The organism is Stenotrophomonas sp. Y6 (assembly GCF_022436665.1).
Classification (GTDB): domain Bacteria; phylum Pseudomonadota; class Gammaproteobacteria; order Xanthomonadales; family Xanthomonadaceae; genus Stenotrophomonas; species Stenotrophomonas acidaminiphila_A.
The window spans coordinates 289,974-305,044 of record NZ_JAKUKB010000001.1 but is presented as its reverse complement, the minus strand read 5'-3'; the positions used below and the strand labels follow the sequence as shown (position 1 = coordinate 305,044).

Annotated in this window: 16 protein-coding genes; 15 read left to right on the top strand and 1 reads right to left on the bottom strand. The window is 69.7% G+C overall.

The features are described from left to right. Positions 1-64: 64 nt before the first annotated feature. The 7 genes from MKP15_RS01490 to MKP15_RS01460 all read left to right on the top strand — a co-directional run bounded on the left by MKP15_RS01490 (position 65) and on the right by MKP15_RS01460 (position 7,243). Complete coding sequence (locus tag MKP15_RS01490; protein ID WP_240211561.1) at positions 65-1,582, top strand: DegQ family serine endoprotease; 1,518 nt, start codon at positions 65-67, stop codon at positions 1,580-1,582. 154 nt (positions 1,583-1,736) lie between these two features. Beyond that, complete coding sequence (lepA, locus tag MKP15_RS01485; protein WP_161614703.1) at positions 1,737-3,530, top strand: translation elongation factor 4; 1,794 nt, start codon at positions 1,737-1,739, stop codon at positions 3,528-3,530. A 48-nt stretch (positions 3,531-3,578) separates the two neighbouring features. After that, positions 3,579-4,397 carry a signal peptidase I gene (gene lepB / locus MKP15_RS01480; RefSeq protein ID WP_161614702.1) on the top strand — a complete coding sequence of 273 codons (819 nt, stop codon included), beginning with the start codon at positions 3,579-3,581 and terminating at the stop codon, positions 4,395-4,397. Positions 4,398-4,424: 27 nt separating this feature from the next. After that, complete coding sequence (locus MKP15_RS01475) at positions 4,425-4,793, top strand: DUF4845 domain-containing protein (RefSeq protein WP_104938413.1); 369 nt, start codon at positions 4,425-4,427, stop codon at positions 4,791-4,793. Then, the gene (gene rnc / locus MKP15_RS01470) at positions 4,786-5,460 is read left to right on the top strand and encodes a ribonuclease III (RefSeq protein ID WP_104938414.1); all 675 of its coding nucleotides are present in this window, start codon (positions 4,786-4,788) and stop codon (positions 5,458-5,460) included. Before MKP15_RS01475 ends, rnc begins: the two co-directional genes overlap by 8 nt. Further along, entirely contained in the window at positions 5,457-6,353 is an 897-nt protein-coding gene (gene era / locus MKP15_RS01465; RefSeq protein ID WP_104938415.1) for a GTPase Era, read from the top strand. The genes rnc and era overlap by 4 nt, the downstream gene beginning before the upstream one ends. A gap of 164 nt (positions 6,354-6,517) precedes the next feature. Then, positions 6,518-7,243 (top strand): DNA repair protein RecO C-terminal domain-containing protein, encoded by a 726-nt coding sequence (locus MKP15_RS01460; RefSeq protein ID WP_240211560.1) that lies wholly within the window; start codon positions 6,518-6,520, stop codon positions 7,241-7,243. 109 nt (positions 7,244-7,352) lie between these two features. Here the strand turns inward: MKP15_RS01460 and MKP15_RS01455 are convergent, their stop codons facing one another. Then, entirely contained in the window at positions 7,353-8,069 is a 717-nt protein-coding gene (locus MKP15_RS01455; RefSeq protein ID WP_240211559.1) for a response regulator, read from the bottom strand. 124 nt (positions 8,070-8,193) lie between these two features. Between MKP15_RS01455 and rlmD the strand changes: the two genes are divergently transcribed. From rlmD to MKP15_RS01415, 8 genes are all read left to right on the top strand, one after another. After that, a complete protein-coding gene (gene rlmD / locus MKP15_RS01450; RefSeq protein WP_240211558.1) occupies positions 8,194-9,531 on the top strand; it encodes a 23S rRNA (uracil(1939)-C(5))-methyltransferase RlmD in 1,338 nt (445 codons plus the stop codon). Positions 9,532-9,693: 162 nt separating this feature from the next. Then, positions 9,694-10,197, top strand: a complete 504-nt coding sequence (locus MKP15_RS01445; protein ID WP_240211557.1) for a CYTH domain-containing protein — start codon at positions 9,694-9,696, stop codon at positions 10,195-10,197. Positions 10,198-10,224: 27 nt separating this feature from the next. Then, complete coding sequence (locus MKP15_RS01440; protein WP_240211556.1) at positions 10,225-10,920, top strand: DsbA family oxidoreductase; 696 nt, start codon at positions 10,225-10,227, stop codon at positions 10,918-10,920. Positions 10,921-10,974: 54 nt separating this feature from the next. Next, the gene (gene nagZ / locus MKP15_RS01435) at positions 10,975-11,982 is read left to right on the top strand and encodes a beta-N-acetylhexosaminidase (RefSeq protein WP_104938420.1); all 1,008 of its coding nucleotides are present in this window, start codon (positions 10,975-10,977) and stop codon (positions 11,980-11,982) included. Then, on the top strand, positions 11,982-12,533 hold the full coding sequence (locus tag MKP15_RS01430) for a hypoxanthine-guanine phosphoribosyltransferase (protein WP_240211555.1): 552 nt from the start codon (positions 11,982-11,984) through the stop codon (positions 12,531-12,533). The genes nagZ and MKP15_RS01430 overlap by 1 nt, the downstream gene beginning before the upstream one ends. A 187-nt stretch (positions 12,534-12,720) precedes the next feature. Continuing rightward, positions 12,721-13,467, top strand: coding sequence for an S-methyl-5'-thioinosine phosphorylase (locus MKP15_RS01425; RefSeq protein WP_104938422.1), 747 nt, complete (start codon positions 12,721-12,723; stop codon positions 13,465-13,467). Between the two features lie 90 nt (positions 13,468-13,557). Next, a complete protein-coding gene (locus tag MKP15_RS01420) occupies positions 13,558-13,764 on the top strand; it encodes a cold-shock protein (protein WP_003488188.1) in 207 nt (68 codons plus the stop codon). A 72-nt stretch (positions 13,765-13,836) separates the two neighbouring features. After that, the gene (locus MKP15_RS01415) at positions 13,837-15,066 is read left to right on the top strand and encodes an NAD(P)/FAD-dependent oxidoreductase (RefSeq protein ID WP_240211554.1); all 1,230 of its coding nucleotides are present in this window, start codon (positions 13,837-13,839) and stop codon (positions 15,064-15,066) included. The last annotated feature ends 5 nt before the right edge of the window (positions 15,067-15,071 follow it).

The following is a 15,071-nucleotide window of genomic DNA, read 5'->3' as shown; positions in this document are numbered from 1 at the left end:
CCGTCTGGCGGCCACTGCCGGGCGGAGCGTGTTTCTTCATTTTCCAATCGGAGGCTCGAGTCTGATGACCCACCGTATCCCCACGCGGCTGTTCGGCCTGCTGGCAATGACCCTGCCGCTGGTCGCCTGCGCCCAGAGCAATGCCCCCACCGCCCCCGCCGAACAGGCGGTCGCCGCGCGCCCGGCCACGCCGGCCCCGCAGCTGGTCAGCGGCCTGCCCGACTTCACCCAGCTAGTGGACCGGGTCGGGCCCGGCGTGGTCAACGTCGAGACCGTCATCGGCGCGCGGCGCGGGCCGCGCATGGCTGGCGGTGGACGACCGGACATGGACCAGATGCCGGAATTCTTCCGGCGCTTCTTCGGGCCGGATTTCCAGATGCCGCGCGAGGCGCCTGAGGACGGCCCGCGCGGCCGCGGCATGGGCTCGGGCTTCATCATTTCCGCCGACGGCTACGTGCTCACCAACCACCACGTGATCGACGGCGCCGAGACGGTCAAGGTCAAGCTCAGCGACCGCCGCGAGTTCGACGCCAAGGTCGTCGGCAGCGACCAGCAGTACGACGTGGCGCTGCTGAAGATCGACGCCAAGGGCCTGCCGACCGTGCGCGTGGGCGATTCCAACACGCTCAAGCCCGGCCAGTGGGTGGTGGCGATCGGCTCGCCGTTCGGCCTGGATCACTCGGTGACCGCCGGCATCGTCAGCGCCACCGGCCGCAGCAACCCCTACGCCGAACAGCGCTACGTGCCGTTCATCCAGACCGACGTGGCGATCAACCAGGGCAACTCCGGCGGCCCGCTGCTCAACACCCGCGGCGAGGTGGTCGGCATCAATTCGCAGATCTTCTCCGCCTCCGGTGGCTACATGGGCATCAGCTTCGCCATTCCGATCGACCTGGCGATGAGCGCGGTGGAGCAGATCAAGAAGACCGGCAAGGTCAGCCGCGGCCAGCTGGGCGTGATGGTTGGCGCGGTGACCGCCGACATCGCGCAGGGCTTCAAGCTGCCGGACAGCCGTGGCGCGCTGGTCAACCAGATGGTCGAGGACTCGGCTGCGGCGAAGGCCGGTGTGCAGCTGGGTGACGTCATCCGCTCGGTCAACGGCACCGAGATCGCCGCCTCCAGCGACCTGCCGCCGCTGATCGGCGCCATGCCGCCGGGCAGCAAGGTGCGGCTGGGCATCCTGCGCGACGGCAAGCCGCGCGAGATCACCGTGACCCTGACGGAACTGGCCGAGGACGCCGCGCGCACGGCCAATGCCCCGGCCACGGCCGGCGAGGACAAGCCGCAGGCCGGTGCCAACGCGCTGCTGGGGCTGGAAGTGGCCGACCTGACCGCCGCCGAGCGCCGCCAGCTGGGCCTGGATGCCGGCGAGGGCGTGCGCATCACCGCCGTGAACAGCCAGGCCGCGCGCGAGGCACGGCTGGCGCCGGGCATGGTGGTGCTGCAGGTCGGGCGTACCCCGGTCGGCAGCGTGGCCGCGCTCAACCGCGAGCTGGCCGGCTACAAGAAGGGCGACGTGGTGATGCTGCTGGTGCGCGCGGGCGCCAACAGCGCCTTCGTCGCGGTCCGTGCCGGCGGCTGAACCCGATATTCATCAAGCTGTACGCAGGGGCCGCCTCCGGGCGGCCCCTGCCGTTGCGGCGGCCGCCCTGTGCGGGCTGCCCGCCGGCCGTGCGATAATGGCGCGTTATCCTGACGACGCGACGCGCCGCCGCCACCTTATGTCTGCCGATTCGATGCGGAACATCCGCAATTTCTCCATCATCGCCCACGTCGACCATGGCAAGTCCACCCTGGCCGACCGCATCATCCAGATCTGCGGCGGCCTGACCGCGCGCGAAATGGAAGCGCAGGTCCTGGACAACAACCCGATCGAGCGCGAGCGTGGCATCACCATCAAGGCGCAGTCGGTGTCGCTGCCGTACACCGCGCGCAACGGCGAAACCTACTACCTGAACTTCATCGACACCCCCGGCCACGTCGACTTCTCCTATGAGGTCAGCCGTTCGCTGGCCGCCTGCGAGGGCGCGCTGCTGGTGGTGGACGCGGCGCAGGGCGTGGAAGCCCAGTCCGTGGCCAACTGCTATACCGCGGTGGAGATGGGCCTGGAAGTGGTGCCGGTGCTGAACAAGATCGACCTGCCCACCGCCGACACCGAGCGCGCCAAGGCCGAGATCGAGGCGGTGATCGGCATCGACGCCACCGACGCGGTGCCGGTATCGGCCAAGACCGGGCTGAACGTGGAAGAGGTGCTGGAGGCCATCGTCCACCGCATCCCGCCGCCGGCCCCGCGCGATACCGACAAGCTGCAGGCGCTGATCATCGACTCCTGGTTCGACAACTACCTGGGCGTGGTCTCGCTGGTGCGGGTGATGCAGGGCGAGGTCAAGACCGGCGACAAGCTGCTGGTCATGTCCACCGGCCGCAACCACCAGGTCGACGCGGTGGGCGTGTTCACGCCCAAGCGCAAGGTCACCGGCAAACTGTCGGCCGGCGAGGTGGGCTGGATCACCGCGTCGATCAAGGACGTGCACGGCGCGCCGGTCGGCGACACCCTGACCCTGGCCGCCGACCCGGCGCCGGCGCCGCTGCCCGGCTTCCAGGAAATGCAGCCGCGCGTGTTCGCCGGCCTGTTCCCGGTCGACGCCGAGGACTACCCGGACCTGCGCGAGGCGCTGGACAAGCTGCGCCTGAACGACGCCGCGCTGCGCTTCGAGCCGGAAAGCTCCGAGGCGATGGGCTTCGGCTTCCGCTGTGGCTTCCTCGGCATGCTGCACATGGAGATCGTGCAGGAGCGCCTGGAGCGCGAGTACGACCTGGACCTGATCAGCACCGCGCCGACCGTGGTCTACGAGGTGCTCAAGAGCGACGGCTCCATCGTGATGATGGACAACCCGGCCAAGCTGCCCCCGGTCAACCAGGTCGAGGAGATCCGCGAGCCGATCATCCGCGCCAACGTGCTCACCCCCGAGGAGTACATCGGCAACATCATCAAGTTGTGCGAAGAGAAGCGCGGCACCCAGATCGGCATCAATTACCTGGGCAGCCAGGTGCAGATCAGCTACGAGCTGCCGATGGCCGAGGTGGTGCTGGACTTCTTCGACAAGCTCAAGTCGGTCAGCCGCGGCTATGCGTCGCTGGACTACCACTTCGTGCGCTTCGAGGCCGGCCCGTTCGTGCGCGTGGACGTGCTGATCAACGGCGACAAGGTCGACGCGCTGTCGCTGATCGTGCACCGCAGCCATGCCGACCGCCGCGGCCGCGAGCTGTGCGAGAAGATGAAGGACCTGATCCCGCGGCAGATGTTCGACGTCGCCATCCAGGCCGCCGTCGGCTCGCAGATCATCGCCCGCACCACGGTCAAGGCGATGCGCAAGAACGTGCTGGCCAAGTGCTATGGTGGCGACGTTTCGCGCAAGAAGAAGCTGCTGGAGAAGCAGAAGGAAGGCAAGAAGCGCATGAAGCAGGTCGGCCGCGTGGAGATCCCGCAGGAAGCCTTCCTGGCCGTGCTGCAGATGGACAACAAGTAAGAGGCCAGGGGTCTCCGGCCCCCGGTCCCCGCACTCAAGGACTCTGGAATGAAATGGTTTGAAATCGCCCTGGTGGTGCTGACCCTGGGATCGGGCCTGGTCCTGCTGCTGGACAAACTGTTCCTGGCCAAGCGCCGCGCGACCAAGGGCAGCCTGCTGGACAGCGAAGAACCGGCGCTCGTCGATTACTCGCGCGCGTTCTTCCCGGTGCTGGCGGTGGTGCTGGTGCTGCGCAGCTTCATCGCCGAGCCGTACAAGATCCCGTCCAGCTCGATGATGCCCAACCTGCTCATCGGCGACTTCATCCTGGTCAACAAGTTCGCCTACGGCATCCGCCTGCCGATCACCAACACCAAGGTGATCCCGACCGGCGAGCCCAAGCGCGGCGACGTGGTGGTGTTCCAGTTCCCCGGCCACCCGGACATGCCCGGTGACCCGCAGCGCGGCGAGAATTTCATCAAGCGCGTCATCGGCCTGCCGGGCGACCGCATCGGCTTCCACGGCGACACCCTGTCGATCAACGGGCAGCCGCTGGCCTACGAGATCAAGGGCGAGTACGTGGGCAAGGGCCGCGGTGCCGAAATGAATGGCGCCACCCTGCTCGGCGAGGCGTTGCCGGGCCGTCCGCACACCGTGCTGGAGTACCTGGGCCGCGCCAATCCGGCCGGCCAGGGCGACTGGCAGGTGCCGCAGGGCCAGTACCTGGTCATGGGCGACAACCGCGACAACAGCGACGACGGCCGTTTCTGGGGCTTCCTGCCGGAGCAGAACCTGCGCGGCAAGGCGTTCCTGATCTGGCTCAACTGCAGCGGCTGGTTCTGCAAGGACGGCTTCGAGCCGTCGCGGATCGGCTCGGGCATCCAGTAACCTAGGCGCAAACCGGGGGAGAATGCTATGAATCGCAAGCAAGGCGGCATGACGCTGACGTCGTTCCTGATGGTGCTGGCCGTGGTCGGTTTCGCGCTCTACGTGGGCATGAAGCTGTTCCCGATGTACCAGGAGTTCTACGCGGTAAAGACCTCGATGAAGGCGCTGGCCAAGGAGCCGGGCACGTCGGATCCGGCCAAGGCGCAGGAGCTGTTCTTCAAGCGCATGGACATGAACTACTCGGACAGCGTCAAGCGCGACAACATCAAGTTCGACCGCATCGACGGTGGCGTGCGCATGAACGTGAGCTATGAAGTGCGCCGCCCGCTGGTCGGCAACCTCGACATCGTCGGCCGCTTCGAGAACTCCCAGGACCTGACCTCGCACGGTGAGTAGGACGGTGACGCGGGGTGACCGCATCGGCCACCCGTTCCGGGATCCGGGTCTGCTGCGGCAGGCCCTGACCCATCGCAGCGCGGGCGCGCCGCACAACGAGCGCCTGGAGTTCCTCGGCGACAGCATCGTCAACCTGATCGTGGCCGAGGCGCTGTTCGCGCGCTGGCCCAAGGCCGACGAAGGCGCGTTGACCCGGGCGCGGGCGGCGCTGGTGTGCGAAGCCGCACTGGCGGCCATGGCGCGTACCCTGGACCTGGGCGAGCGCCTGACCCTGGGCCCCGGCGAGATGAAATCCGGTGGCCACCGCCGCGATTCGATCCTGGCCGACGCCTTCGAGGCGGTGGTGGCGGCGATCTACCTGGATGCCGGGTTCGAGGCCTGCCGTGCGCGGGTGTTGCCCTGGTTCGAGGCGCCGATGGCCGCGGTGCCGGTCGGCAAGCCCGAGAAAGACCCCAAGACCCGGCTGCAGGAATGGCTGCAGGCGCGGCAGAAACCGCTGCCGGTGTATGAACTGGTATCGGAAACCGGCGATGACCATGCCCGGCATTTCCGGGTACGCTGCCGCCTGACCGACCCGGATGTGACCACCGCGGGCGAGGGCAGCTCCCGGCGGCTGGCCGAACAACAGGCGGCTGCGGCCGCGATCGAGCAACTGGATTCCAAGTGAACGACACCTCCTCCCACCGCTGTGGCAGCGTCGCCGTCATCGGCCGCCCCAATGTCGGCAAATCGACCCTGACCAACGCCCTGGTGGGCGCCAAGGTCAGCATCGTCTCCAACCGGCCGCAGACCACCCGTCACCGCCTGCTGGGCATCGCCACCTTCCCCGAGGGGCAGCTGGTGCTGGTCGACACCCCCGGGCTGCACCGCCAGCAGAAGCGGGCGATGAACCGGGTGATGAACCGCGCCGCGCGCGGGTCGCTGGAAGGCGTGGACGCCGGCCTGCTGGTGATCGAGGCCGGGCGCTGGGACGAGGAGGACACGCTGGCCTTCAACGTGCTGCGCGACGCCGGCATCCCGGTGCTGCTGGTGGTCAACAAGGTCGACCGGCTGAAGGACAAGGGCGCGCTGCTGCCGTTCCTGCAGGAAATCACCGAAGGCCGCGACTTCGCCGGCGTGCACCCGATCTCGGCGCAGAAGCGCAATGGCCTGGAAGCACTGGTGCGCGACGTGCTCAAGCTGCTGCCGGAGGCCCCGCCGATGTTCGGCGAGGACGAGATCACCGACCGCAGCCAGCGCTTCCTGGCCGGCGAACTGGTGCGCGAGCAGTTGATGCGCCAGCTCGGCGAGGAGCTGCCGTATGCGACCACGGTGGAGATCGAACGCTTCGCCGAGGACGGCAACCTGCTGCGCATCGGCGCGGTGATCTGGGTCGAGCGCGAGGGCCAGAAGGCCATCGTGATCGGCAAGGGCGGCGCACGGCTGAAGGAAATCGGCGCCAAGGCCCGCCTGCAGATGGAGCGCCTGTTCGGCGCCAAGGTGTTCCTGGAAACCTGGGTGCGCGTACGCGAAGGCTGGTCCGACGACGAGGCCGCGCTCAAGGCGTTCGGTTACGAGTGAGGCCGGTAACGGGGGCGGGCGACCAGGAATGAGGGCGCGCGCGTAGTCGGCTCCGCACCGTCGTGCCACGGCCCGCGGGTGGCAGGTGGCCGGCGCTCTGCCAGACTGCGGACGCGGCACGGTTGCATCCCCCGACCCCTGCTTCCCACTCCCGGCTCCAGCGCATGCGCATCGACGACGAACCCGCTTACGTGCTGCATGCGCGCCCCTGGCGCGAAACCAGCCTGTTGGTCGAGGCGCTGACCCGCGGGCATGGCCGCATCGGCCTGCTGGCGCGTGGCGTGCATGGCCCGAAAAAGCAGCTCCTGCGCGCCGCGCTGCAGCCGCTGCAGTCGATCCGCCTGGATGCGGTGATGCGCGGCGAACTGGCGCAGCTGCGGCGCGCCGAGAGCCAGGACGCGGCACCGCGGCTGCATGGGCAGGCGATGCTGGCCGCCTTCTACGTCAACGAACTGGTGCTGCGGCTGGCGCCGCGCCACGACCCCTTGCCCGAGCTGCACCATGCCTATGGCCAGGTCCGCGGCCGGCTGGCCGACGCGGCGGGGCTGGCGTGGGCGCTGCGGTGTTTCGAGCGCGACCTGCTCGAGGCGCTGGGGTTCGGTTTCGACTGGACCTGTACCGCGGACGGGCAGCCCATCGATCCGGCGGCCCGCTACCGGCTGGACCCGCAGGAGGGGCCGCTGCGGCTGCTCAGCGAGCGCAACGCCAGCGAACGCCGGGGCCTGGCCACCGGCGCGGCGCTGCTGGCACTGGCCGCGGACCAGCCGCCGGCGGCGGCCGACATCGCCAGCCTGCGGCCGCAGATGCGCGCGGTGCTGCTGCACCACCTGGGGGGGCGCGGGCTCAAGTCCTGGGAAATGCTGGGGGATTTGAGAGGCAGGAGTGAGTGAAGAGGAGTGAGGAGTGAGAAAAGGCAGGAGCAAAAGCCGTCATCTCCACGAAGGCGGAGATCGCTCTTGCTTCTTCTCACTCCTCACTCCTCTTCACTCACTCCTGGCTTCAATGCAGTAGCGCACTCACCGCCGCATCGAACTGGCGCCGCGCCATGTCCGACTCCGGCGCCTGGTGCAGTTGCCGCACCGCGCGGCCGAGCCGCGAGGCGCCGACGAAACCGCAGCTGGCCTGCAGCCGGTGCAGCTGCCGGCGCAGGGCGCCATCGTCATGCTGCCGCAGCGCCACCGACACCGCGTCGCGGGCCACCGGCAGTTCGGACAGGAACAGTTCGCGCAACGCCACGACATGCGCCTGCTGGCCATTGAGCGCGCTCAGCGCCGCGCCTTCGTCCCAGTCGGGCGCGGCCGCATCCTCGCTGGCCGGGGCCTCGCCGGCGGTGGCCTGGCCGAGGCCCTCACGCACCGCGGCCTGCAGTTCGGCGCGGGTCATCGGCTTGACCAGTACCCGCTCGAAACCGGCCTCGTGCAGCGACCGCCGGATGTCCGCGCCATTGTCGGCGGTGTGCGCCAGCGCGGGCACCTGCGGGTGCAGCGCGCGCAGCTGCCGCAGCAGCGCGTGGCCGCTGCCATCGGGAAGATGGACGTCCACCAGCCACAGGTCGTAGCGGACGGCGCTGCCCATCCGCAATGCCTGCGCGACCGAGCCGGCGATGTCGACCGTGGCCGGCAACGCTTCCAGCGCGGCCCGGAAAAAGCCCTGGCTGGTCGCGTCGTCCTCGACCAGCAGCAGGCGCGGTGGATGCCCCTGGGCGTGCGTATTCATATGCTGCCTCCATGTCAGCCGTGCCCGGCATCATTGGCGATGTGGCCGTGCCGCGCAAGCGGCGGAAGTCAGGCCGATGTGCATCTGCGACAATGGCGCCCCGCAACCCGCAGCCTTTCGCCACGTGGCCCGATCCAGATCCCGCATCGACAAGACCCCGTTCCAGACCGACATCCTCGACCTCAGCCATGACGGACGCGGCGTTGCCCGCCGTGAAGGCGAGGGCGGCAAGGTGACCTTCGTGGCCGGTGCGCTGCCTGGCGAGACGGTGATGGCCGAACAGACCGGCAAGAGCCGCCATTTCGACGAGGCGCGGACCGTGGAGGTGCTCACGGCCTCGCCGCACCGGGTGCAGCCCCGCTGCCCGCATTTCGGCGTCTGCGCCGGCTGCGTGCTGCAGCACCTGGACGAGGGCCAGCAGATCGTGGCCAAGCAGCAGGTGCTGATGGACAACCTGACCCGCATCGGCCATGTCAGCCCGGGCACGGTGCTGGCGCCGCTGGTCGGCGACAACTGGGGGTATCGGCGCAAGGGCCGGTTCTCGGTGCGCCGGGTCGAGAAGAAGGACAAGACCCTGGTGGGCTTCCGCGAGCAGGACCCGCGCTTCGTCGCCGACCTGTCGCAGTGCCTGACCGTGATTCCCGAGATCGGTACCCGGGTGGCGGCACTGTCGGCCTTCATCGAGGGCCTGGACGGCAAGCGCGACATTCCGCAGATCGAGTTCATCGGCGGCGATGCCGCCATCGCCCTGACCGTGCGCCACCTGCAGCCGCTGTCCGACGCGGACCGCCAGGCCTGGCAGGCGTTCGGCCAGCAGCACGGCTTCGCCATCTATCTGCAGCCCGGCGGGCTGGAGTCGGTGCATCCCTTGTGGCCGGCCGACGGCGTGCCGCTGTCCTTCGCGCTGCCGCAGTGGGACGTGGAGCTGGCGTTCCGTCCGCTGGACTTCATCCAGGTCAACGCCAAGCTCAACCAGCAGATGATCGCGCATGCGCTGGCCCTGCTGGACGCACAGCCGGACGAGCGCGTGCTCGACCTGTTCTGCGGCCTGGGCAATTTCACCCTGCCGCTGGCGCGCACCGTGCGCGAGGTGGTGGGCGTGGAGGGCGAGGCCGGGCTGGTGGTGCGGGCGAGGGAAAACGCGCAGCGCAACGGCCTGGACAACGCGCAGTTCTTTGCCGCCGACCTCACCCAGGACCAGCGCGCCGCGCCGTGGATGCGGCAGGGCTTCGACAAGCTGCTGCTCGACCCGCCGCGCTCGGGCGCGATCGACGTGCTGCAGCAGCTGCCGCTCAAGCAGTTCAAGCGCATCGTCTACGTCAGCTGCCACCCCGGTTCGCTGGCGCGCGATGCCGGTTACCTGGTCAACGAACAGGGCTTCACCCTGGTCTCGGCCGGCGCGATGGACATGTTCCCGCACACCGCGCACGTGGAAAGCATCGCGGTGTTCGAGAAAAAATAAAATCCGCGCACAGGGATGTGCAGCCGCTCCTGCGGGGGGATTGGCGCCGGTTGACTCCGCGCGCACGGACGTGCGCTGCTTCGGCATCAACGAATCGCACGCGCAGCGACGCGCGGGGTCACGCGGGAAACGCGCACCAACGGGCGCACCAACGAGGTGGTGATGGGCATCGAGATCGAACGCAAATTCCTGGTCACCGGCGACGCCTGGCGCGCTGCCGCGCATGCCGTCATCCCGATGGCGCAGGGCTACATCAATGACATGGCGGCGATGGACAGCGGCGCGCAGAAGGCTTCGGTGCGGGTGCGCATCCAGGGCGATGCGGCGTACCTGAACATCAAATCGCGCGAGCTGGGCCATACCCGCCAGGAGTTCGACTACCCGGTGCCGGTGGACGAGGCCCGCGAACTGCTGGTGCTGTGCGTCGGCGGCCTGGTCGACAAGCGCCGCCACCTGGTCAGGCACGCCGGCCTGCTGTGGGAAGTGGACGAGTTCCTCGGCGACAACGCCGGGCTGGTGGTGGCCGAGGTGGAGCTGGAAAGCGCCGACCAGCCATTCGACAAACCGGACTGGGCCGGTGCCGAAGTGACCGACGCGCCGCGCTACTACAATCTCGCCCTGGCCTCGCACCCCTACACCCGTTGGAGCGCCGCCGAGCGCGGCTGAGCCCCCGGGAGAACAGAAGGAACCCCCATGCGCATCGACATCTGGTCCGACGTGGTCTGCCCCTGGTGCTGGATCGGCAAGCACCGCTTCCAGCGCGCGCTGGCGCTGATGGGCGACAAGGCGCCGCAGGTGGAGGTGCGCTGGCATCCGTTCCTGCTCGACCCCGGCGCCGACGCCACGCCGGTACCGCTGCGCGAGGCCTACGCGGCCAAGTTCGGTGGCGCCGAGCGTACCGAGCAGATACTGGCGCAGACCCAGTCCACCGCCCGCGCCGAAGGCCTGCCGATGGATTTCGACCGCGGCCAGGTCCGGGTGACCACGCTGCCGGCGCACCGCCTGCTGTGGCTGGCCGGGCGCGAGGGCGTGCAGGACGCGGTCGGCGAGGCGCTGTTCCGCGCCCATTTCGAGCAGGGCCGCAACCTGGCCGACCCGCAGGTGCTGGCGGAGGCCGCGGCCGCCGGCGGCATTCCGGCCGCGCGCGTCGAGGCCCTGCTGGCCTCGGACGAAGGCCTGGCCGAGGTCCGTGCCGGGCTGGGACAGGCGCAGGCGCTGGGCATCCAGTCGGTGCCGACCTTCGTCATCAACGGCCGCTACGCGGTGCAGGGCGCGCAACCGCCGGAGGTGTTCATGCAGGTGCTGGAGAAGGTGGCCGCCGAGCTGGCGCCGGCGCCGGTGGCCGGGAACCATGAACCGGGCTGCGGTGCGGACGGCTGCAGCGTCTGACGCGGCGGGCGCCATCTGCGACAATGCCGGGCTTGGCCGTATGGGAATCCGCACATGCTTCTGATCGGCGTCGCCGGCACCACACTGACCGCACGGGAACGCGACTGGCTGCAGCATGACGCCGTGGCCGGCGTGGTGCTGTTCAAGCGCAATTTCGCTTCGCGCGACCAGGTGGTCGAGCTGACCGCTGCGATCCGTGCCGCCACCGCGCGTCCGCTGCTGGTGGCGGTGGACCAGGAAGGCGGCCGCGTGCAGCGCTTCCACGCCGGCTTCACCGAACTGCCGCCGCTGGACGGCTTTGGCCGGCTGCACGCCACCGACCCGGACGCCGCGCTGGCGCTGGCCGAGCAGCATGCCTGGCTGATGGCCAGCGAAATCCGCGCGACCGGGCTGGACCTGAGCTTCGCCCCGGTGGTGGACCTGGGGCGCGGCAACCTGGCCATCGGCAACCGCGCCTTCGCCGGGGACCCGCAGGTCGTGGCGGCGCTGGCCCAGGCCTATGTGCGCGGCATGCACGCGGCCGGCATGGCCGCCACGCTCAAGCACTTCCCGGGCCACGGCACGGTGCGCGAGGACACCCACCACGACACCGCCATCGACCCGCGCCCGCTGCACGCGCTGGAAGCGGAGGATCTGCTACCGTTCCGCGCCGGCATCGACGCCGGCGCCGATGCGGTGATGATGGCCCACGTCATCTACCCGCAGGTGGCGCCGGAACCGGCCGGCTACTCGCCGCGCTGGATCAACCAGATCCTGCGCGGGCAGATGGGCTTCCGCGGCGTGGTGTTCTCCGACGACATCGGCATGGCGGCCTCGTCCGCCGCCGGTGGGGTCAAGGCCCGGGTCGAAGCCCATCTGGATGCCGGCTGCGACGTGGTGCTGGTCTGCCACCCGGAGCTGGTCGAAGAATCGCTGCAGGCCGTGGCCGGCCGCAGCCTCAACACCGCCGCGCTGCTGGGCCTGATCGCCCACGGTGCCATGGGCTGGGGCGGCCTGCTGGCCGATGCCCGCCACGGCGATACCCGAACCCGTCTGCTCGAAACTCTTGGAAGAACCGCCTGATGTCCAAACTCACTCTTGCACAAGCCGTGGCCCAGGCCGACCTGCTGGTCGATCGTCCCGCCATCGACCAGGCCATCGCCAGCATCGCCGACGCCATCGCGCGCGATTACAAGGGCGAGGTGCCGGTGTTCCTGTCGATCATGAATGGCGCGCTGCCGTTCGCCGGCCAGCTTGCGCTGGAACTGGGCGCGCGCGGCCAGGATGCGCAGTTCGACTACATGCAGGCCTCGCGCTACCACGGCGAGAGCGGTGGCGAGCTGGTCTGGAAGCACCGCCCGGTATCCTCGCTGTTCGGCCGCCGCGTGCTGCTGGTGGATGACATCCTCGATGAGGGGTTCACCCTGCAGGGCGTGCGCGACTGGTGCCTGGAACAGGGCGCTACCGACGTCCGTATCGCGGTGCTGACGGTCAAGAAGCACGACCGCTGCCTGGACGGCGTCAAGGCCGACTACGCGGGCATCGAGCTGCCGGACCGCTTCGTCTTCGGCTTCGGCATGGACGTGAGCGAATCGCTGCGCTCGCTGCCGGCGATCTACGCGATGAAGCAGTAACGGCCGGGTAACCGGTCCGCGCGATCGCGCTGCCGCCTCCCGCGCAACGCGCGCCGACCCGCAGCGGCCGGGGTGCGGGCCGTGTCCCGGGCCCCGGCGCGCTGGTGGGCGCCGGCGTGCGGCCGCTACGATGACGGGGCCACGCCCCGTGTCGCCCCCGACTGCGTACAGAAACCAGGAAACCACGATGGACGATATCGCACTGGCCGTGATCGGCGGCACCGGTGTCTACAAGCTCGCCGCGCTGGACGATGTCCAGGCCCATGAGGTCCCGACCCGCTACGGTGCGCCGTCGGGCCCGGTGCGGGTCGGACGGCTGGATGGCCGTCGGGTGGCGTTCCTCGCCCGCCATGGCGAAGGGCATTCGATCCCGCCGCACAAGGTCAACTACCGCGCCAACCTGGCCGCGTTGAAGCAGCTGGGCGCCACCCGCGTGCTCGCCCTGAACACGGTCGGCGGCATCACCGGCGATTTCGGTCCGCGCGTGCTGGCTTGCCCGGACCAGCTGATCGACTACACCTGGGGCCGCGTTTCCACGCTGTGCGAGGAGGAGGGCAGCGAGGTGCTGCACGTGGATTTCGGCCATCCCTATACGCCTGCGCTGCGCGCGCAGGTGCTGGCCGCGGCACGTGCGCGTGGCGTCGCGGTGCATGACGGCGGCTGCTATGGCGCCACCCAGGGCCCGCGCCTGGAGACCATCGCCGAAATCGCGCGGATGCGCCGCGACGGCTGCGACCTGGTCGGCATGACCGGCATGCCCGAGGCCGGGCTGGCACGCGAGCTGGGGCTGGATTACGCCTGCCTGGCCATCGTCGCCAACTGGGCGGCGGGCTGCGGTGACGCGGCCGAGATCACCATGGAAGAAGTGCTGGCCAACGTCGCCGCCGCCTCGGCTGGGCTGCCCGCGCTGGTGGGGGAGCTGGCCCGGGGGTGATTGTCATCGCGGCCCAAGCTTTGCATACTCCGCGAGCGCGCTTCATTCAGCGTGCATCAATCCATTCATCGAACAAGGTCTCGCATCACCATGCCGAACGGTACCGTCAAGTGGTTCAACGACGCCAAGGGATTTGGCTTCATCTCACCGGAGGACGGCAGCGCCGATGTCTTCGCGCACTTCTCCGCGATCAATTCCAAGGGTTTCCGCAGCCTGCAGGAAGGACAGCGCGTCAGCTATGACGTGACCCAGGGCCCGAAGGGCGCCCAGGCTTCCAATATCACGCCGGTCGAGTGATCCACTCGGCTGTGCCGGAAAAACCCCGCCGAGGCGGGGTTTTTTTTTAGCCGGCCGCCTCCGGGGAACGCAATGAACAGGTCACTGGATATCGCCATCGTCGGTTACGGCACCGCCGGCCAGTCGCTGGCCGTGCTGCTGTCGCGCGACGGCCACCGCGTGCAGGTATTCGAACGCGCGCCGCGGCCCGGGCCGGTGGGCGCCGGCTTCCTGCTGCAGCCCAGCGGGCTGCAGGTGCTGTGGCGGATGGGCCTGCTGCCGCAGGTGCTGGCCCATGGCGCGGCGGTACGCCGCCTGTACGGCGAGACCCCGTGCGGGCGCGCGGTGATGGACATGCGCTATGCCGGGCTGGATGCGCGCCTGCACGGGGTGGGCATGCAGCGCGGGGCGCTGTTCGCGCTGCTGGACGCGGCGTGGGAGCCTGGCGACGCACTGCACGTGGACTGCTGCATCGGCGCCATCGACGACGGCCTGCGCCGGGTACGCGACCAGCACGGGCAGTGGCACGGCCCCTTCGACCTGGTGGTCGCCACCGACGGCGCGGCGTCGGCGTTGCGCGCGCAGGTGCGCGGCACGCGGCTGGACCGCCCGTACCCGTGGGGCGCGCTGTGGTGCCTGCTGCCGGCCGGCGACTGGCCGTTCGTCGACGAACTGCGGCAGCGCTACGTGGCCGCGCGGCGGATGATCGGCCTGTTGCCGGTGGGCACGCGCCCCGGCGACGCGGTGCCGCGGCTGAGCTTCTTCTGGAGCCTGCCGGGCGATGGCTTCGAGGCCTGGGAGCGGGCCGGGCTCTCGCCCTGGCTCGACGAGATCGCGCAGCTGTGGCCGGAGGCACGGCTGCGGATGCAGGACATCGGCATGCCGTCGCAGCTGGCGCGGGCCAGCTACCGCGACGCGGTGCTGGACCGCTGGTACCGCGGCCGCCTGGTGCTGGCCGGCGACGCCGCGCATTCGATGAGTCCGCAGCTCGGGCAGGGCGTGAACATGGCGCTGCTCGACGCCCTGGCCCTGCGCGACGCACTGCGCGGGCAGCCCGACCTCGATGCGGCATTGGCGCATTACCAGGCAACCCGCCAGGCGCATGTGCGCCTGTACCAGTTCTGGAGCCGCTGGCTGACGCCGCTGTTCCAGTCCGACCGCGACTGGATCGCGCATGCGCGCGATCTCCTGTTCGGGCCGCTGGGGCGCATGCCGGGCGGGCGCGGGCACATGCTGCGCGTGCTCAGCGGCACCCAGCAGGGGGTGTTCGGCACGTTGCCGCTGGCGCCCGGGTTCGTACAGGCGCTGGCCACCGGCGGCTGAGCCGG

What these genes read in the sequence shown, in the direction of transcription:
- MKP15_RS01490 (WP_240211561.1), top strand. Translation starts at nt 65, where the DNA reads ATGACCCACCGTATCCCCACGCGGCTGTTCGGCCTGCTGGCAATGACC.
- lepA (WP_161614703.1), top strand. Translation starts at nt 1,737, where the DNA reads ATGCGGAACATCCGCAATTTCTCCATCATCGCCCACGTCGACCATGGC.
- lepB (WP_161614702.1), top strand. Translation starts at nt 3,579, where the DNA reads ATGAAATGGTTTGAAATCGCCCTGGTGGTGCTGACCCTGGGATCGGGC.
- MKP15_RS01475 (WP_104938413.1), top strand. Translation starts at nt 4,425, where the DNA reads ATGAATCGCAAGCAAGGCGGCATGACGCTGACGTCGTTCCTGATGGTG.
- MKP15_RS01460 (WP_240211560.1), top strand. Translation starts at nt 6,518, where the DNA reads ATGCGCATCGACGACGAACCCGCTTACGTGCTGCATGCGCGCCCCTGG.
- MKP15_RS01455 (WP_240211559.1), bottom strand. Translation starts at nt 8,069, where the DNA reads ATGAATACGCACGCCCAGGGGCATCCACCGCGCCTGCTGCTGGTCGAG.
- MKP15_RS01445 (WP_240211557.1), top strand. Translation starts at nt 9,694, where the DNA reads ATGGGCATCGAGATCGAACGCAAATTCCTGGTCACCGGCGACGCCTGG.
- MKP15_RS01440 (WP_240211556.1), top strand. Translation starts at nt 10,225, where the DNA reads ATGCGCATCGACATCTGGTCCGACGTGGTCTGCCCCTGGTGCTGGATC.
- nagZ (WP_104938420.1), top strand. Translation starts at nt 10,975, where the DNA reads ATGCTTCTGATCGGCGTCGCCGGCACCACACTGACCGCACGGGAACGC.
- MKP15_RS01430 (WP_240211555.1), top strand. Translation starts at nt 11,982, where the DNA reads ATGTCCAAACTCACTCTTGCACAAGCCGTGGCCCAGGCCGACCTGCTG.
- MKP15_RS01425 (WP_104938422.1), top strand. Translation starts at nt 12,721, where the DNA reads ATGGACGATATCGCACTGGCCGTGATCGGCGGCACCGGTGTCTACAAG.
- MKP15_RS01420 (WP_003488188.1), top strand. Translation starts at nt 13,558, where the DNA reads ATGCCGAACGGTACCGTCAAGTGGTTCAACGACGCCAAGGGATTTGGC.
- MKP15_RS01415 (WP_240211554.1), top strand. Translation starts at nt 13,837, where the DNA reads ATGAACAGGTCACTGGATATCGCCATCGTCGGTTACGGCACCGCCGGC.